The 17,544-nt window shown below is 73.2% G+C and carries 14 protein-coding genes; 2 read left to right on the forward strand and 12 right to left on the reverse strand.

Annotation, left to right across the window (positions count from 1 at the left end; genetic code table 11):
* Positions 1 to 23: 23 nt before the first annotated feature.
* The 10 genes from ACFYR3_RS13635 to hrcA all read right to left on the reverse strand — a co-directional run bounded on the left by ACFYR3_RS13635 (position 24) and on the right by hrcA (position 11,335).
* On the reverse strand, positions 24 to 1,016 hold the full coding sequence (locus ACFYR3_RS13635; protein ID WP_355845673.1) for an adenosine deaminase: 993 nt from the start codon (positions 1,014 to 1,016) through the stop codon (positions 24 to 26).
* 338 nt (positions 1,017 to 1,354) lie between these two features.
* Positions 1,355 to 2,260, reverse strand: coding sequence for a ribonuclease Z (locus ACFYR3_RS13640; protein ID WP_389282907.1), 906 nt, complete (start codon positions 2,258 to 2,260; stop codon positions 1,355 to 1,357).
* 6 nt (positions 2,261 to 2,266) lie between these two features.
* On the reverse strand, positions 2,267 to 2,644 hold the full coding sequence (locus ACFYR3_RS13645; RefSeq protein ID WP_389282909.1) for a histidine triad nucleotide-binding protein: 378 nt from the start codon (positions 2,642 to 2,644) through the stop codon (positions 2,267 to 2,269).
* 105 nt (positions 2,645 to 2,749) lie between these two features.
* Positions 2,750 to 5,998: a S41 family peptidase gene (locus tag ACFYR3_RS13650; protein WP_389282911.1), complete on the reverse strand. Its 3,249-nt coding sequence runs from the start codon at positions 5,996 to 5,998 to the stop codon at positions 2,750 to 2,752.
* 73 nt (positions 5,999 to 6,071) lie between these two features.
* On the reverse strand, positions 6,072 to 6,638 hold the full coding sequence (locus tag ACFYR3_RS13655) for a hypothetical protein (RefSeq protein WP_389282913.1): 567 nt from the start codon (positions 6,636 to 6,638) through the stop codon (positions 6,072 to 6,074).
* Positions 6,639 to 6,784: 146 nt separating this feature from the next.
* Positions 6,785 to 7,177: a VOC family protein gene (locus ACFYR3_RS13660; protein WP_355845685.1), complete on the reverse strand. Its 393-nt coding sequence runs from the start codon at positions 7,175 to 7,177 to the stop codon at positions 6,785 to 6,787.
* A gap of 51 nt (positions 7,178 to 7,228) precedes the next feature.
* Complete coding sequence (locus ACFYR3_RS13665) at positions 7,229 to 7,978, reverse strand: 16S rRNA (uracil(1498)-N(3))-methyltransferase (RefSeq protein WP_389282915.1); 750 nt, start codon at positions 7,976 to 7,978, stop codon at positions 7,229 to 7,231.
* The gene (locus ACFYR3_RS13670) at positions 7,975 to 9,069 is read right to left on the reverse strand and encodes a nitronate monooxygenase (protein ID WP_355845691.1); all 1,095 of its coding nucleotides are present in this window, start codon (positions 9,067 to 9,069) and stop codon (positions 7,975 to 7,977) included. The genes ACFYR3_RS13665 and ACFYR3_RS13670 overlap by 4 nt, the downstream gene beginning before the upstream one ends.
* Before the next feature lie 112 nt (positions 9,070 to 9,181).
* On the reverse strand, positions 9,182 to 10,318 hold the full coding sequence (dnaJ, locus tag ACFYR3_RS13675) for a molecular chaperone DnaJ (RefSeq protein WP_355845694.1): 1,137 nt from the start codon (positions 10,316 to 10,318) through the stop codon (positions 9,182 to 9,184).
* On the reverse strand, positions 10,319 to 11,335 hold the full coding sequence (gene hrcA / locus ACFYR3_RS13680; protein WP_355845697.1) for a heat-inducible transcriptional repressor HrcA: 1,017 nt from the start codon (positions 11,333 to 11,335) through the stop codon (positions 10,319 to 10,321).
* A 178-nt stretch (positions 11,336 to 11,513) separates the two neighbouring features.
* Here hrcA and ACFYR3_RS13685 point away from each other — a divergent pair, with 178 nt between their 5' ends.
* Both ACFYR3_RS13685 and ACFYR3_RS13690 read left to right on the forward strand, forming a co-directional pair.
* Positions 11,514 to 12,314 (forward strand): MBL fold metallo-hydrolase, encoded by an 801-nt coding sequence (locus ACFYR3_RS13685; RefSeq protein WP_389282918.1) that lies wholly within the window; start codon positions 11,514 to 11,516, stop codon positions 12,312 to 12,314.
* Positions 12,315 to 12,345: 31 nt separating this feature from the next.
* Positions 12,346 to 13,152, forward strand: a complete 807-nt coding sequence (locus ACFYR3_RS13690) for a DUF3097 domain-containing protein (RefSeq protein WP_389282919.1) — start codon at positions 12,346 to 12,348, stop codon at positions 13,150 to 13,152.
* A 365-nt stretch (positions 13,153 to 13,517) separates the two neighbouring features.
* Here the strand turns inward: ACFYR3_RS13690 and hemW are convergent, their stop codons facing one another.
* The gene (gene hemW, locus ACFYR3_RS13695; RefSeq protein ID WP_356781293.1) at positions 13,518 to 14,750 is read right to left on the reverse strand and encodes a radical SAM family heme chaperone HemW; all 1,233 of its coding nucleotides are present in this window, start codon (positions 14,748 to 14,750) and stop codon (positions 13,518 to 13,520) included.
* A gap of 545 nt (positions 14,751 to 15,295) precedes the next feature.
* Positions 15,296 to 17,524, reverse strand: coding sequence for a SpoIIE family protein phosphatase (locus ACFYR3_RS13700; RefSeq protein WP_355845706.1), 2,229 nt, complete (start codon positions 17,522 to 17,524; stop codon positions 15,296 to 15,298).
* Between the last annotated feature and the right edge of the window lie 20 nt (positions 17,525 to 17,544).

A 17,544-nucleotide genomic window follows, 5' to 3' on the forward strand; every position in this document is an offset into this window, starting at 1 on the left:
CGGACGGGCAGTCGCTCGCCCGGCTACCCGAACTCGTACGCCTCGACCTCGGCGATGTAGCGCGCCCGGCGCTCCTCGTCGTGCTCCAGGAAGGACGCCTCGAACGAGTTGCGCGCCAGCTCCCGCAGCCGCTCCTCGCCGAGACCGAGGGCCTCGCGCACCGCGTGGAAGTTGTCGCCGACGTAGCCGCCGAAGTAGGCGGGGTCGTCGGAGTTGACCGTGCACAGCAGTCCGGCGTCCATCATGGCGGGCAGCGGGTGCTCCGCCAGGACGTCGACGGCGCGCAGCCGTACGTTCGACAGCGGGCACAGGGTCAGCGGCACGCGCTCCCGGACCAGCCGTTCGACGAGCTCGGGGTCCTCCATGCAGCGCAGCCCGTGGTCGACGCGCTCGACGCCGAGGATGTCGAGGGCTTCGGTGATGTACGCGGGCGGGCCTTCTTCGCCGGCGTGCGCGACGCGGCGCAGACCGAGCTCCGCGGCGGCCTCGTACACCGCGCGGAACTTGACGGGCGGGTGGCCGACCTCGGCGGAGTCGAGGCCTATGCCGACGATCCGGTCGAGGTAGGGCTTCGCGGCCTGAAGGGTTTCCATGGCGGACTCGGCGGACTCGTCGCGCAGGAAGCACATGATCAGCTGGGTGGAGACGCCGTGGGTCTCCTCGCTGCGTCCGAGCGCGCGCCACAGCCCCTCGACGACCGTCCCCATCGGCACGCCCCGGGCGATGTGCGCCTGCGGGTCGAAGAAGATCTCCGCGTGCCGCACGCCCTGCGCGGCGGCCCGCGCGAGGTAGGCGTCGGCCAGGTCGGCGAAGTCCGCTTCCGTCCGCAGGACGGCCATGAGCTCGTAGTACAGGTTCAGGAACGTCTGGAGGTCGTCGAAGAGATACGCCTTGCGCAGCTCTTCGGTGTCCGCGTACGGCAGCGTGACGTCGTTGCGCGCGGCGAGCGCGAAGGCCAGCTCGGGTTCGAGGGTGCCTTCGATGTGGAGGTGCAGTTCAGCCTTGGGGAGGGACATCGCAGCATCGTACGGTCGATTCCCGGGCCTATCGAAACCGGCACCTTCCCGGAACCGGGACACTCCGGCACCGGGACGCCGGTACCGGGACACCCCCGGTACCCGGATGCCGGTGCCGGAACGCCCCGGCACCTCGACACCTCGACGCCCCGGCACCCCGGCACGGCGACACCAGCACACCGACGCCGACACCTCGACACCCCGACACCCCGGCACCGCGACGCCAGCACACCGACGCCGGCACCCGGACGCCCCGGCACCGGCGTCGACGCCGACGCCGACGCCGACGTCACGGACCCTGCGCCGGACCCGAAGCCGACCCCGGGTCCGCCCTGTCCTCACCGTCGCTTCGGGACCGGCACTCTCACCAGGTCGTGCGCCACCGTCAGCTCCCCGTCGAACCCCGCCGCGCGGGCCTCGCGCTCGAACTCCGCGGGATCGGAGTAACGCTGGCTGAAGTGGGTGAGCACGAGATGCCGTACGCCCGCCTCCTTGGCCACCCGGCCCGCCTGACCTGCCGTCAGATGCCCGTGGTCAGCCGCGAGTTGATGGTCCCCGTCGAGGAAGGTCGACTCGATGACCAGCAGGTCGCAGTCCTCGGCGAGCGCGTCCACGCCCTCGCACAGCCGGGTGTCCATGACGAACGCGAACCGCTGTCCGCGCCGCATCTCGCTGACGTCGTCCAGCGTCACGCCCCGCAGCGAGCCCTCCCGTTGCAGCTCCCCGACGTCGGACCCCTTGATCCCGTGCTCGGCGAGCCGCTCCGGCAGCATCCGCCGCCCGTCCGGTTCGACCAGCCGGTACCCGAAGGACTCGACGGGGTGGGAGAGCCTGCGGGCCTCCAGGGTGTACGCGGGGGTCGTCGCGAGGACACCGTCGTCCTCGACCGGCGCCTCGGTCAGCCGGGCGGTCTCGCAGTAGGCGGTGGCGTACCGGAGCCGCTCGAAGAAGTGCTGTCCGGAGAGCGGATAGTGCGCGGTCACCTCGTGCGGTACGCGGTCGAGGTTGATGCGCTGGATCACCCCGCCCAGTCCGAGCGCGTGGTCGCCGTGGAAATGGGTGACGCAGATGCGGTGCAGGTCGTGCGCGGCGACCCCGGCACGCAGCATCTGGCGCTGGGTGCCCTCACCGGGGTCGAAGAGGAGACCCTCGCCGTCCCAGCGGAGCAGGTAGCCGTTGTGGTTGCGGTGCCGGGTCGGGACCTGGCTGGCGGTGCCGAGGACCACCAGTTCACGTGCGGACAAGGCGGGTTATCCCGGCGGCCACTGCATGCCACGGCCGCCCAGGAGGTGGGCGTGCGCGTGGAAGACGGTCTGTCCGGCACCGCTGCCCGTGTTGAACACGATGCGGTAGCTCTCCAGCTTCTCCTCGCCCGCGATCTCGCCCGCCGCGCGCAACAGGTCCGCGGCGACGGCGGGTTCGGCGGCGGCCAGGGTGGCCGCGTCCGGGTAGTGCACCCTGGGAATGAGCAGGATGTGGGTCGGTGCCTGCGGGTTGATGTCGCGGAACGCCACGGTCGTGTCGCTCTCGCGCACCAGCGTCGCCGGAATGTGCCCCGCCACGATCTTGCAGAACAGGCAGTCGTCCTGCGGTCCCCCGCCGTCGTCCCGCCTCGGCTCCTGCGCCATGCGTGTGCCTCCTCACGCCAGCCGATCATTACCTCCGCATGCTAGCGGGCGGACGGCTCGCGGGCGGCTCGCGTCGCCGCCCGCCCGCGAGCCGCCCGCGCCGGGTCACAGCGGCGGCAGTACGGGCGCGGTCTTCGCCGGGTTCTCCTCCAGCGCGGCCAGCGCGATCCTGACCGCCTCGTCGAGCTGGGTGTCGCGGCCGGCCGCGTGGTCCTGCGGTGCCTGGACGACCTCGACGTCGGGATCGACGCCGTGGTTCTCGACGCTCCACTCGTAACCCTCCAGCCAGAAGGCGTACTTGGGCTGGGTGACGGAGGTGCCGTCGACGAGGCGGTAGCGGCTGTCGATACCGATGACGCCGCCCCAGGTGCGGGTGCCGACCACGGGTCCGATGCCCAGCGCCTTGATCGCCGCGTTGACGATGTCGCCGTCGGATCCGGAGAACTCGTTGGCGACGGCGACGACGGGGCCGCGCGGCGCGTCCTCCGGGTAGCTGTAGGGGCGCAGGCCCCGGGGCAGGTCCCAGCCGACGATCCGCCGGGCGAGCTTCTCCACCACGAGCTGGGAGGTGTGGCCGCCGCGGTTCTCGCGGACGTCCACGACGAGGCCCTCGCGGGCCACCTCGATCCGCAGGTCGCGGTGGAGCTGCGCCCACCCGGAGCCGACCATGTCCGGCACGTGCAGATAGCCGAGGCGTCCGCCGGACCGCTCGTGGACGTAGGCGCGCCGGTCGGCGACCCACGCGTGGTAGCGCAGCGGCTCCTCGTCGGCGAGCGGTACGACGACCGCGTGGCGCGGATCTCCGCCGCCGGAGGGCGAGATGGTCAGCTCGACCGGTTTGCCCGCCGTGCCGACGAGCAGGGGTGCGGGTCCGGCCACCGGGTCCACCGGCCGGCCGGCCACGGCGACGATCGCGTCCCCGGCGCGCACCGCGACGCCGGGCGCGGCGAGCGGGGCCCGCGCGTCCGGGTCGGAGGTCTCCGAGGGGAGGATCCGGTCGATGCGCCAACTGCCGTCCTCGTGGCGGGAGATGTCCGCCCCGAGGAGCCCCTGGGCGAGGTCGCCGCCGCGGTGTCCGCCGCGCGGGGTGACGTACGCGTGCGAGGTGCCGAGTTCGCCCTGCACCTCCCACAGCAGGTCGACGAGGTCGTCGTGGGTGGCGACCCGTTCCAGGACCGGCCGGTACCGGTCGAGGATCGCGTCCCAGTCGACGCCGCCCAGGTCGGGACGCCAGAAGTTGTCCCGCATGAGGCGGCCCGTCTCGTCGTACATCTGGCGCCATTCGGCGGCCGGGTCGACGATCTGGCGCACCCGCGACAGGTCGACGGTGATGTTCGTGTCGCTCTCGTCGTCGTTCGAGGCGCGCCGGTCGCTGGGCACGACCTTGAGCTTGCCGTCGGTCCACAGCAGGACCCGCTTGCCGTCGCCGGTGACGGTGAAGTGGTCGGCGTCGGCGGCGAGGTGCTCGATGCGCTGCTGGGCGAGGTCGTACCGCTCCAGTTCGGTCTTCGGGTCCGGGTCGTCCGGAGTGGCGCGGGAGGAGCCGAGCACGCCCCGTACCGGATGGCGCAGCCACAGCAGCCCGTCCTTGGCGGCGCGCAGCGTCGAGTAGCGGGCGGCCTCGACGGGGAAGGGCACGATCCGGTCGGCGAGTCCGTCCAGGTCGATACGGGTGCTGGGGGTGCCCTCGCTGTCGGGTGTCTCGTCCTTGTCGGGGGCCTCGAAGGGCCTGCCGTGGCGCTGCGGTCCGAAGGGGGACGGGGTCGTCGCGGCCAGGGTGATCAGATACGGCCGGGAGCCGCCGACGAACGCCAGGTCGAAGACGTGCTCGTCGTAGACGGGGTCGAAGGCGCGTGCCGACAGGAAGGCGAGGTGCTTGCCGTCGAGGGTGAACGCCGGTGCGTAGTCCCGGAAGCGCAGCGGGGTCGCCTCGGTCACCGACAGGTCGGTGGTGTTGGCGAGCTTGAGCTGGCGCAGCGGGCGCGGCCCGGGGTGCGACCAGGCGAGCCACGCCGAGTCGGGCGAGAAGACGAGGCCGGTGACGTCGCCGTCGTCGCTGCGGTCGACCTCGCGGACCTCGCCGCTCTCGCGCTCGACGAGCAGCACGCGCCCGTCGTGCGAGGCGACGGCGGCGCGGCTTCCGTCGGGTGCCATGGCGAGGCCGAGGACCCGGCCGAGGGCGCCGGCGGCGAGCCGTCGCGGGGTGGCTCCGGGGGCGACGCCGGTGGCGGGGGCGAATTCGAGGGCGTCGTCGCCCTCCGCGTCGGTCACCCACACCACGTGTTCCTCGCCCTCGGCGCGGAAGGTGCGGGGCAGCCGGGCGCGGACGCCCTGCTCGGCGGCGAGCGCGCGGGCCGGTCCGGAGCGGTGGGTGACCCAGTGGACGGCGCCGCGCACGGAGATGGCGCTGCCGCGTCCGGTGTGGTCGGGAGCGGCGGCGGAGAACCAGCGCGAGGCGCTCACGGGGTGCGGCTGCTGGTCGACGCGCTGGCCGCCGAGCCGGATGTCCAGCCGGCGCGGGGCGGCGCCGTCGAGGTCGTCGAGGAGCCACAGTTCACCGGCGGAGGAGTACACCACGCGGGTGCCGTCGGTGGCCGCGTGGCGGGCGTAGAAGGATCCCCCACTCTCGGCTTCGCTCGAGCGGGAGGTGCCCCCATGGGGGGTGTGGCGCCGCAGGTCGGTTCCGTCGGCGAGGGAGGAGTACAGGGCCCCGACGTCCTCGTGGTCCGACAGGAAGGCGATCCGTTCGCCCACCCAGAAGGGGTATTCGAGGTTCCCGTCGATGTCCTCGTGCAGCCGGACGAACTCGCCGTCGCCGTCCCGGTCGATCCACAGCTTGCCCGCCGTGCCGCCCCGGTAGCGCTTCCACCAGGCGGCCTCGCGCCCCATCGGGGCGGACAGCAGGACGACGCCGGGCGTGCCGTGGGCGACATCGCCGACGGGGCCGTACGGCAGGGTCGTCGCGGGGCCGCCGTCGAGCGGGACGGACCGTGCCCAGGTGCGGCGCAGGCTGGCCTGGCCCTGGGTACTGAGGGCGAGTACCTGTCCGTCGGGGGTCCAGCCGCGTACCTGGGTCTTCGAACTGCCCCAGTACGTCAGCCGTTTGGCGGGCCCGCCGGACAGGGAGGCGGTGTGGACCTCGGGGGCTCCGTCACGCGTCGACGTCCAGGCGACGGTCGTGCCGTCCGGGGAGACCCGCGGATGGTTGACCGGTACGTTGTCGGCGCTGACCCGCCAGGCGCGGCCGCCACCGTCGAGGGAGGCGGCCCAGATGTCGTCCTCGGCCGTGAAGACGACCAACTCGCCGTGCAGATGCGGAAACCGGAGATACGCGGAGGGTGCGGACTCAGTCACCCGGTCACCCTATGCAGCGGACGCGCGCCCCGACAGGGGTTTGGATCACTTGATCGGTGTACGGTCCGGCAGGTCACTTGCCCTGTGAGGGCCAGCAGGTGGGGTCGCCCTTGCACCACATGGTCTTCGTCACGGTGACGGTGACGGTGGGGTTGGGCTGCCCGTTCGTGGGGTGGTAGGTGACCGGCGGGGTGGGGCCCGCGGCGTTGCAGTCGCCCAGGCCGTTCACGTGGAACCACTGCTTGCCGCCGACGGTGGCGCGCAGGTCGCCGCGTACGCAGGCGCCGTTGACGGCCCGGGTGACCTTGCCCTTGACGACGATGGCCCGGCCGTCGCTGGTCTGGCCCCGGCAGTCGACGGTCGCCACGGTGTTCTCGGTCGGCGACGGCGACTTCCCGGGCGTGTAGGCCTTGTTGGCATTGCCGTAGCGGGCGGTGCAGGTGAGCCAGCGCACGTCCACGTGCTGTCGTTCGAGTTGCTTGGTCGCCGTCTTATCGGTCGTGTAGGCCACGGTGGCGGTGCTGAGTCCGTCCACCGGCTGGCACGCGGTCACTCCGAACACTCCGGCCGCGCCCAGCCCGACGGCCATCAGTGCCCGCCCGCGCCCCGTCCGGCGCCTGATATGCCTCAAAGCCCCCATGGACGGCAGCGTGCCACCGCACGGCGCGGCGCGGTAGACCGCATGCGGCCATCCGGGGCACAACCACCCGAAGGAGTTGCCCGCCCCCGGGGGTCGGGCGGCGAAGGAGTTCTCCGTCGCCCGCGCGGGCGGGCACGGGCCGCTCGTCAGCCGAGCAGCAACTGCCACTCCTGGAGTTCCACCAGGTTGCCCTCGGGGTCCTTGAGGTGGGCGACTCGCATACGGTCCGTCATGTGCGCCGGGCCGTGCAGCAGGGTCGCGCCGCGCGAGACGACCTGCTCGCAGTAGGTGTCGAGGTCGTCCACCCGCAGCACCACCAGCGACCGGTGTCCGGTCACCACGTCACCGAGCTCCCCCAGGATCTCGGCCATCATCGAGCGGTCCTGGAGGGCGATGCCCGCCGATCCGGCGACGGGACTGAACTTCTCGTACGGGCCCTCGGCCGCGCCCGACTGGGGCCTGAGGCCGAGGACTTCGGAGTAGAAGCGGTAGCAGGCGGCGAAGTCGGAGACGAGCAGCCGTACCTGAGCGAGTTCCATGGATTCCCCGGTGGATGTGCGGGTGATGGTTCGGACCGGCGGGTGGTGGGGTCAGGACCAGCGGCCGGTGCGGGCCAGCAGCAGTGCCGTGGCCACGGTCCCGGCCGTCGAGGTACGCAGCACCGTGCGCCCCAGGTGGAACGTCTTCGCGCCGGCCTCGGTGAAGAGTGCGACCTCTTCGGGGGAGATCCCGCCCTCGGGGCCGACCACCAGGACGATCGCCCCGGAGCCGGGCAGCGCGGCGGTCGCGAACGGCTCGGTGCCGAGTTCGGTGTCCTCGTGGAGTACGGCGGCGAGATCGGCTTTGGCGAGAAGTGCGGCAACCTGCTTGGTCGTCATCGCGTCCGCGACCTCCGGGAAGCGCACCCGGCGGGACTGCTTGCCGGCCTCCCGGGCGGTGGCGCGCCACTTGGCGAGCGCCTTCGGACCCCGGTCGCCCTTCCACTGCGTGATGCAGCGGGAGGCGGCCCAGGGGACGATCGCGTCGACGCCGGTCTCGGTCATGGTCTCGACGGCCAGCTCGCCCCGGTCGCCCTTGGGCAGGGCCTGGACGACCGTGATGTGCGGTTCCTCCGCCTCTTCCTCGGACACCGAGTCCATCCGCACGATCAGCCGGTCCTTGCCCTCGGTGTCGAGGACCACGCAGTCCGCCCAGCGACCGGCCCCGTCGGTGAGTACGACGTCCTCGCCGGCCCGCAGCCGCTTCACGGAGACGGCGTGCCGCCCCTCGGGGCCGTCGAGGACATAGCGTCCTGCGTCGCCCGCCTTGAAGTGCTCGACCAGGAACACCGGTGCCGTCATCGGGCCGCACCCTCTTCCGGGATCTCGTCGGCGGCCGACAACGCTGTCTTGGCGGCCGCGATCTCTGCGTTCAGTACCTCCACCAGCTGCCCGGCGGGCAGGTCGCGCGCCATGCGGTGGCCCTGTCCCGCCCACAGCGCCATGCCCTGCGCGTCGCCCGCCTTGGCGGCCGCCTTGCGCAGCGGCAGGGTGAGGTGATGGATCTCGGGATAGGCGGCGGGGGCGTACGGGCCGTGCTCGCGCATGAAGCGGTTGGCCAGCCCGCGCGCCGGGCGCCCGGAGAAGGCGCGCGTCAGCTCCGTGCGGACGAAGAGGGGGTCGGTCAGCGCCTGTTTGTGCACGGCGCTCGCGCCGGACTCGGGGGTGGCGAGGAAGGCGGTGCCCAGCTGGGCCGCGTCCGCGCCCTCGGCGAGGACTGCGGCGATCTGGCTGCCGCGCATGATGCCGCCGGCCGCGACGACCGGGATCCGCACGGTCTCGCGGACCTGGGCGACCAGGGAGAGCAGACCGACGCCCGTGCCGTCCGTCTCCGGGTTGTCGCGGTGGGTGCCCTGGTGTCCGCCGGCCTCGATGCCCTGCACGATGACCGCGTCGGCGCCGGCCCGCTGCACGTTGCGGGCCTCCTCGGCGGTGGTGGCGGTGACCAGGGTGAGGGTGCCGGCGCGGCGCAGCGAGTCCAGCACGTCCTTGCTCGGGATGCCGAAGTGGAAGGAGACCGCCGCCACCGGGTTGTCGAGGAGGACGGCGAGCTTGGCGTCGTAGCCGTCGTCGCGGCCGCTGTCCGGATCGCCGAGCTCGGTCTCGTACCAGGCGGCCTCACCCGCGAGCTGGTGGGCGTACACCTCGACCGCGGCGGCATCCGCGTACTCCGGCTGCGGCATGAACAGGTTGACGCCGAAGGGACGGCCGGTCAGCCCGCGCAGCTGCTTGATCTCCTGGTACATGCCGTCGGCGGTCTTGTACCCGGCGGCGAGGAATCCGAGCCCGCCGGCCTCGGACACGGCGGCCGCGAGCTGGGGGACGGAGACGCCGCCCGCCATGGGGGCCTGCACGATCGGGTGAGGGAAGAGATCGGTCAGCGCGGAGGACATGACGGCATGTTGTCACGTCCCCAGGACAAGTCCGAATCCGGCCGTCCGCCCGGGATGGGGCGCCGGAGTGGTCGGGCGCGGGGTGGCACGGCCACCCCGCGTCCGGCCTGGGTCAGCGGCCGTTGAAGGCGTCCTTCAGCCGGGAGAAGAGCCCCTGCTGGCCGGGCTGGAACTGACCGGTGGGCCGCTCCTCGCCGCGCAGTATGGCGAGCTCGCGCAGCACCCGCTCCTGCTCCGCGTCGAGCTTGGTCGGCGTGGTGACCTCGACGTGCACGACGAGGTCACCACGGCCGCCACCGCGCAGGTGGGTGACACCCCGGCCGTGCAACGGGATCGACTGGCCGGACTGTGTGCCCGGACGGATGTCGACCTCCTCCATGCCGTCGAGCGTCTCCAGTGGCACCTTGGTGCCGAGGGACGCCGCCGTCATCGGGAGGGTGACCGTGCAGTGCAGGTCGTCGCCGCGCCGCTGGAAGGTCGAGTGCGGCAGCTCGTGGATCTCGACGTACAGGTCGCCGGCGGGGCCGCCGCCGGGGCCGACCTCGCCCTCGCCCGCGAGCTGGATCCGCGTGCCGTTGTCGACACCGGCCGGGATCTTGACCGTGAGGGTGCGACGGGACCGGACCCGGCCGTCGCCCGCGCACTCGTGGCACGGGGTCGGGACCACGGTGCCGAAGCCCTGGCACTGCGGACACGGCCGTGAGGTCATGACCTGGCCGAGGAACGACCGCGTCACCTGGGACACCTCGCCGCGACCGCGGCACATGTCACAGGTCTGCGCGGAGGTCCCGGGCGCTGCGCCTTCGCCGTTGCAGGTGGCGCAGACGACGGCCGTGTCGACCTGGATGTCCTTCGTGGTGCCGAAGGCCGCCTCGTCGAGCTCGATCTCCAGCCGGATCATGGCGTCCTGGCCCCGGCGGGTGCGCGAGCGCGGTCCGCGCTGCGACGCCGTGCCGAAGAAGGCGTCCATGATGTCCGAGAAGTTCCCGAAGCCACCCGCGCCGAAGCCGCCGGCGCCACCGCCGCCCTGCTGGGACAGCGGGTCGCCACCGAGGTCGTAGACCTGCTTCTTCTGCGGGTCCGACAACACCTCGTACGCGGCGTTGATCTCTTTGAACCGCTCCTGCGTCTTCGGATCGGGATTGACGTCCGGGTGCAGCTCGCGAGCGAGCCTCCGGAACGCCTTCTTGATCTCGTCCTGGGACGCGTCGCGGCGCACGCCGAGTACGGCGTAGTAGTCCGTGGCCACTTAAGACTCCGCCAGGATCTGTCCGACGTACCGTGCCACCGCTCGTACCGCTCCCATCGTTCCTGGGTAATCCATGCGGGTCGGGCCGACCACGCCGAGTTTGGCTACTGCCTCGCCGCCCGAACCGTAGCCGACCGAGACCACGGACGTGGAGTTGAGTCCCTCATACGCGTTCTCGTGCCCGATTCGCACGGTCATGCTCGAATCCCCGGCCTCTCCAAGCAACTTGAGGAGCACTACCTGCTCCTCCAGTGCTTCGAGCACCGGCCGGATGGTGAGAGGGAAGTCATGTCCGAATCGCGTGAGATTGGCGGTACCGCCGATCATCAGCCGCTCCTCGGTCTCCTCGACGAGTGTCTCCAGCAGTGTGGAGAGCACCGTCGAGACCGTACCCCGGTCCTCCGACTCGAAGGCGTCCGGGAGGTCCTGGACGAGCTGCGGGACGTCCGCGAAGGGGCGGCCCGCGACCCGGCTGTTGAGCCGGGCCCGCAGATCCGCCAGTGACGTCTCACCGAACGGTGCCGGACTGTTGATCATGCGCTGCTCGACCCGGCCGGTGTCCGTGATCAGCACGAGCATCACCCGCGCGGGGGCGAGTGACAGCAGCTCCACATGGCGCACGGTCGAGCGGGTCAGCGAGGGGTACTGCACGACCGCGACCTGCCGGGTGAGCTGCGCGAGCAGCCGCACGGTCCGGCCGACGACGTCGTCGAGGTCGACGGCGCCGTCCAGGAAGTTCTGGATGGCCCGTCGCTCGGGCGCGGTCATCGGCTTGACGCCGGCGAGCTTGTCGACGAAGAGCCGGTATCCCTTGTCCGTGGGGATGCGCCCGGCGCTCGTGTGCGGCTGGGCGATGTAGCCCTCGTCCTCCAGGGCGGCCATGTCGTTGCGGACGGTCGCGGGCGAGACGCCCAGCCGGTGCCGCTCGGTGAGCGCCTTGGAACCGACCGGTTCCTCGGTGCCGACATAGTCCTGGACGATGGCGCGGAGCACCTCGAGCCTGCGTTCACTGAGCATCGCGCACACCTCCAGAAGTCGACTCGGTGGTCTTCGTGGCCTTCGTGGCTTTCGTCTGGCACTCGGCACACGGGAGTGCCAGCGTTCCCCGGCCCAGTGTACGGCGGTGAGGCACGACCCCGGCAAGGGCGGGCCTGCGATGTCGTGCACGGCACCCGGTCACCGTTAGCGTCGCCGCATGAGGCTGACTTGGGAAGAGCTGGGGTGGGAAAGGGTGGCGCCCCGGGTCGGGCGGCGGCGACTTCCGGACTGGGACTGCACGGTCGGGCTCGTCGTCGGCGAGGGCGCGGCGCTGATGATCGACGCGGGATCGAGCCTCGCGGAGGGCGCGCGGTTGCGCCGGGAGGCGCAGACTCTGACCGGGCACCGTGTGACCCATCTCGCGCTCACCCACCCGCATTTCGACCATGTCTTCGGCGCCGCGGCGTTCGCGGGCACGGAGATCCTCGTCGCGGGCGGCTCGGCCGAGGTGTACGAGAACGGTCGCGGGGAGCTGTGCGCGGACGCGGTGCGCAACGGTCTCGACCCGCGGGCGGCGGAGGAGGCGGCCGACACCCTCGTGCGTCCCCGGCGGCCCGTGTCGGGTACGTCGATCGTGGACCTGGACGGCGGCATCGAGGTCCGGCTGGTGCGGACGGGTGAGGGCCACACCGCCCACGACCTCGTGGTCGTCGTGCCGGGAGACCCGGCGGTGGTGTTCTGCGGCGACCTGGTCGAGGAGTCCGGCGAGCCGCAGGCGGGCCCCGACGCCGTGCCTTCACGCTGGCCCGCGGCCCTCGACCGGCTGCTCGGCCTCGGCGGCGAGGACGCGCTGTACGTGCCCGGTCACGGGGCGGTCGTGGACGCCGGGTTCGTACGCGCCCAGCGGGACGCCCTGGCCGCGCGTTTCGGCGCGGCGGGTTCCAGCGCAACGGGTTCCAGCGCGACGGGTTCCGGCACGGCGGGTTCCGGCGCGGCGGGTTCCGGCGTGTCGCGGTGATCACCGCCGGGTTTCTCCTATCGTCATCCGAATGCGCCAGTACTCTCCGGACCTGACCCCGCCGTGGAAGAAGCCCGAGCACGTGCCCGAGGTCCCGGCGGACCCGGGTCTGGTGGTCGAGGAGCCCGGCACCGGCTTCTGCGGCGCGGTGATCCGCTGCGAGGCGGGCACGGTGACCCTGGAGGACCGCTTCGGCAAGCACCGGGTGTTCCCGCTGGAGCCGCGCGGCTTCCTCCTGGAGGGCAGGGCGGTGACGCTGGTGCGCCCGACGGCCGCGGCGCCCGTACGCCCCAGCCGTACGGCGTCCGGCTCGGTGGCGGTGCCCGGCGCCCGCGCCCGGGTGGCGCGGGCCGGACGCATCTACGTCGAGGGCCGCCACGACGCCGAACTGGTCGAGCGGGTCTGGGGCGACGATCTGCGCATCGAGGGCGTCGTGGTGGAGTACCTGGAGGGCGTCGACGACCTCCCTGCGATCGTCGCCGCGTTCGACCCGGGCCCGGACGCCCGGCTCGGCGTCCTCGTCGACCACCTGGTCCAGGGTTCGAAGGAGTCCCGGATCGCCGAGGCGGTCACGAGCGAGCACGCCCTGGTGCTCGGCCACCCGTACATCGACGTCTGGGAGGCCGTGAAGCCGCCCTCCGTGGGCATCCCGGGCTGGCCCCGGGTCCCGCGCGGCCAGGACTGGAAGACGGGCGTGTGCCGGGCCCTGGGCTGGCCGGAGAACACCGGCGCGGCCTGGCGGCACATCCTGTCCCGGGTCCACTCCTACAAGGACCTGGAGCCGGAACTCCTGGGCCGGGTGGAGGAACTGATCGACTTCGTCACCGCGCCGGAGTGACGGGTGCTCCGGACCCGCCAGAGCTGCCGGAGCCGCCGGAGCCGCCGGAGCGGGAGCCGGGGCCTGAGCGCGGGGCCCGGAGCCGGGGAGCTGGAGAGCGGAGGCCGGAGCCGGGGTGCCGGAGAGCGGAGGCCGGAGCCGGGGTGCCGGAGCCAGGCAGCCAAATCGCGGGAGGCCGGAGCCGGGGGCGCCGCTGCAGGGGCGGCATGCGCTCACCGCCGGGCCGGCGTTCGGCGCCGACCGCCCGGCAGCCCGACCGACCGGCAGCCCGGCAGCCCGGCAGCCCGGCAGCCCGGCGTCATGGTGTGCCGGGAGCGGGCGGGCCGGCGTCCATGGTGTGCCGGAAACTGGCGGGCCGGCGGTGTTCAGTCCACCAGATCCCGGACGACCGCGTCCGCCAGCAGTCGCCCGCGCAGGGTGAGAACGGCGCGCCCGGCGTCGTACGGACCGGCTTCGAGGAGCCCTTCGGACAGGGCGCGGCGGGAGGCCGCCAGCCCGTCGGGGCGGAGCAGGGAGAGCGGGCAGCCCTCGCGCAGTCGCAGTTCGAGGAGGATCCGCTCGACCCGGCGGTCCTCGTCGGAGAGGAGCTCACGCCCCGCGCCCGGCGAGCGGCCCGAGGCCAGCGCGGCCGCGTACGCCCCCGGATGTTTCACGTTCCACCAGCGAACACCGCCCACGTGGCTGTGCGCGCCGGGGCCCGCGCCCCACCAGTCGGCGCCCCGCCAGTAGAGCTCGTTGTGCAGGCAGCGGCCTGCCTCGGAGGTGGCCCAGTTCGACACCTCGTACCAGTCGAAGCCCGCCGCCGACATCACCTCGTCCGCGATGAGATAGCGGTCCGCGTGCACGTCGTCGTCCGTCATGGGGACCTCGCCGCGGCGGATGCGGCGCGCGAGCTGCGTGCCCTCCTCGACGATGAGCGCGTACGCCGAGATGTGGTCGGGACCGGCGCCGAGAGCCGCTTCGAGCGATGCCCGCCAGTCGTCGTCCGACTCCCCCGGTGTGCCGTAGATCAGATCCAGGTTCACATGTGCGAAGCCGGCCGCGCGGGCCTCGGCGACACAGGCCTCGGGGCGGCCCGGGGTGTGCGTGCGGTCGAGCACCTTCAGGACGTGCTGCCGGGCGCTCTGCATGCCGAAGGAGATCCGGTTGAAGCCGCCGGCGCGCAGCGTCGCGAGGTACTCCGGGTCGACGGACTCCGGGTTCGCCTCCGTCGTGATCTCCGCGTCGTCCGCGAGCCCGAACTCGTCGCGGATCGCCCCCAGCATCCGTACGAGATCGCCGGCGGCCAGCAGCGTGGGCGTACCGCCTCCGACGAAGACCGTGCGGACGGGGCGGGGGTCGTCGCCGAGGACCTTGCGGGCGAGGCGGACCTCGTCGGTCAGGGTGTCCGCGTAGTTGTCGCGGGAGGCGAGCACCCCACCGCTGCCCCGCAGCTCGGTCGCCGTGTAGGTGTTGAAGTCGCAGTAGCCGCAGCGGGTCGCGCAGTACGGCACATGGAGGTAGAACCCGAGGGGCCGGTCGGCCGCCCCGGCCAAGGCGTGCGCGGGCAGCGCCCCGTCATCGGGGACGGGCTCACCGTCGGGAAGTGCGGAAGGCATGCCTTCCATTGTCCAGTACGGGCGAGGTGCACGATTCCGCCCCGTACCCGGCCCGACCCGAGCCCGTACCCGGCCCGCCCGTGCCCGGCCCGGTCCATCCCGTACCCGGACCCGGCCGACCCGTACCCGGACTCGGCCCGCCCGTGCCGACCCGTGCCCGGCCCGATCCATCCCGTGCCCGGCCCGATCCGTCCCGCGCCCCGACCAAGCCGACCCGAGCCCGGACCCGGCCGTCCCATGCCCGGACCCGGCCGACCCGCGCCCCGACCCGTGGCCGGACCCGGCCGTTCCATGCCCGGACCCGTGGCCGGGCCGCTGCCCCGTCGGACCGATCGGGCAGCGGCCCGCACCGGCCCCGGACCGGCTAGGCGCAGGGCGCCCAAGGGACGGGCTGCGGACCGCCGGGTACAGCGAGGTGCGGGCACGCGGGGACGCGGGGACGCCGTAGGTGCGGGCACGCGGGGACAGCGCGGTGCGGGCACGCCGAGGTGCGGGCACGCGGGGACAGCGAGGTGCGGGCACGCCGAGGTGCGGGCACGCGATGGCTACTCGGCCTGTAGCACCAGCAGGGCCATGTCGTCCTCCGGCGGGCGCGTGCCGAACTCGTGGACCAGCCCGCGGATCCGTTCCGCGATCAGCTCGGCGTTCAGGCCGGCACAGCCCGCGAGGGCGTGCGCGAGACCGTCGTCGTCGTCGAACTGGCGGGACCCGTCGCGCCGCTCCGTCACACCGTCGGTGACGCACAGCAGGGTGTCGCCGGGGTACAGCTCGAAGGACTCGGCGGTGTACTCGGGGTCCTCGAAGACGCCGAGCAGGGTCTGCGGCCGGGCCATCTCCCGTACGTCGCCGTCGGGGCCCAGCAGCAGCGGCAGCGGATGTCCCGCCGAGGCCAGGGTGCAGCGCACTCCGCCGTCGAAGGGGACCAACTCGCCGTAGAGCATGGAGAGGAAGCGCGTCTGCGGGCCGAGGTCGGTGCCGAGCCCGGGTCCGCCCGCCGCCACCAGCGCGCGGGCCGCCGCGTCCGCGACCTCCGTCGCGTCGTCCAGGAGGAGCTGGTTGAGGCGGTCGAGGACATCCGCGACGTCGTAGCCCTCGCGGGCGAGCAGCCGCAGCCAGGGCCGGGCCAGACCGATCACGACGGCGGCCTCGGGGCCCTTGCCCTGGACGTCGCCGACGGCGAAGCACCAGCGTCCGTCGCCGGCCGGGAACACATCGTAGAAGTCGCCGCTCGGACCGCCCTTGTCGAGCGGCTCGTAGACGAGGGCGGTCCGCACCCCGGGAATCTCGGCGACCGCGCCCGGCAGCAGTCCGCGCTGAAGGACCCGGCTGATGGTGGCCTGGCGCGCGTACTGGCGGGCCGCGCCGATGGCGAGGGCGATCCGGCGGCTGAGATCCTCGACGAGCCCGGTGACCTCGTCGGGGAAGGCGGGCAGTCCGGCCCGCCCGATGACGAGCGTGCCCAGCGGACGGCCGCCCGCGATCAGCCGGTACGCCAGCGCCGCCCCGCTCGCCCCGCGCGCGCCCAGTGCCTCGCCCGGCCAGGGCACCGGGACGGGACGGGACCGCACCGCGTCGGGCAGCCGCGGCGGGTCCTTCTCCAGGGAGTCGCGCAGTCCCTCGATGATGTTCTCGCTGCCGTGCCAGACGCGGGCGAGGCGGGGGCCGAGGGCGAGTCCGAGACCGCCCGCCCGGTCGGTGGCCTCGTCCTCGAGCCACACGGCGCACCAGTCGGCGAGGCGCGGGACGAGGAGTTGCCCGGCCAGCGCGGCGACCAGGTCCTCGTCGAGCTGCCCGGCGAGCAGGTCGGAGGCCTCGGCGAGAAAGGAGAGGGCTCCCCGGTCGAGCCACTCGTGACCCCGCGCGGCGCTCCGGGGCGCCCCGGAGGCGGATGTCGCCGGATACGACTCGCCGCCGGCCCCGGGCCGCCCGTACCCCGGGGCCCACCCCTCGCCGTACGCGCCGGCCCCGGCCCTCACCGCCCCGTCCCCCGTGCCCGCGAGCCCCTCGGCGTCCGCGAACCCGCCCGGTCCCCGGAGCCCGTCGGCATCTGTGAGCCCTCCCGGTGCGGGAAGGTGGTCGTCGGCCTCGGCGAAGCAGCCCGATCCGGAAAGGGCGTCGGCGTCCGCGAACCCACCCGGCACGGGGACACCGTGGGTGTCCGCGAACCCGCCGGTTCCGGGAAGAAGTTCGGAATCCGCCGATCCGCCCGACCGGCGCAGGTCGCCCGCGTCCGCGAAGACGTCCGCCCCGGACGGCGCGCCGGCGCCCCCGTCGACCAGCAGCCTCGACCACACCGTCTTGACGCCCGGACGGTAGGTGATCCCCCAGGCCTCGGAGAGTGCGGAGACGAGGCGCAGGCCACGCCCGTACTCCGGTGTTCCGTAGGGGGGTTCGGTGCCGTCCTCCCGTATGGCACGCGAGGGGTGGTGGTCGGACACCTCGACGACCAGCGGGCCCGGCGGGCCGTCGGCCGCGCACTCCAGGCGGCACAGCAGCTCGACGTCGGTGCCCGCGTGCACGACGGCGTTGGTGACGAGTTCGCTGACCACCACGGCGGCGTCCTCGGTGAGCCGGTCGTCGATGATCTCGGCGCCGGGCATGGCCAGTTCGACCCAGCTCACGAGCGTGTCACGGAGGAAACGGCGGGCGGCTCCGGGGGCGAGCGGAGTGCCCGGCAGTGATGTACGTGACACGACGTCCCGGCCGGCGCGGTGGTGGGCGGGCGCGTCCGGGGCGCACGCCATGGACTCCCGTTGCGTCGGAATGGCCCCCACTGTGCGGCTCCCTGGGCAGT

This window comes from Streptomyces sp. NPDC005784, from assembly GCF_042871525.1.
GTDB lineage: Bacteria > Actinomycetota > Actinomycetes > Streptomycetales > Streptomycetaceae > Streptomyces.

Coding starts and splice junctions, on each gene's coding strand:
- ACFYR3_RS13690 (WP_389282919.1), top strand. CDS start 12,346: ATGCGCCAGTACTCTCCGGACCTGACCCCGCCGTGGAAGAAGCCCGAG.
- ACFYR3_RS13670 (WP_355845691.1), bottom strand. CDS start 9,069: ATGTCCTCCGCGCTGACCGATCTCTTCCCTCACCCGATCGTGCAGGCC.
- ACFYR3_RS13635 (WP_355845673.1), bottom strand. CDS start 1,016: ATGTCCCTCCCCAAGGCTGAACTGCACCTCCACATCGAAGGCACCCTC.
- ACFYR3_RS13685 (WP_389282918.1), top strand. CDS start 11,514: ATGAGGCTGACTTGGGAAGAGCTGGGGTGGGAAAGGGTGGCGCCCCGG.
- hemW (WP_356781293.1), bottom strand. CDS start 14,750: ATGCCTTCCGCACTTCCCGACGGTGAGCCCGTCCCCGATGACGGGGCG.
- hrcA (WP_355845697.1), bottom strand. CDS start 11,335: ATGCTCAGTGAACGCAGGCTCGAGGTGCTCCGCGCCATCGTCCAGGAC.
- ACFYR3_RS13660 (WP_355845685.1), bottom strand. CDS start 7,177: ATGGAACTCGCTCAGGTACGGCTGCTCGTCTCCGACTTCGCCGCCTGC.
- ACFYR3_RS13655 (WP_389282913.1), bottom strand. CDS start 6,638: ATGGGGGCTTTGAGGCATATCAGGCGCCGGACGGGGCGCGGGCGGGCA.
- ACFYR3_RS13645 (WP_389282909.1), bottom strand. CDS start 2,644: ATGGCGCAGGAGCCGAGGCGGGACGACGGCGGGGGACCGCAGGACGAC.
- ACFYR3_RS13665 (WP_389282915.1), bottom strand. CDS start 7,978: ATGACGGCACCGGTGTTCCTGGTCGAGCACTTCAAGGCGGGCGACGCA.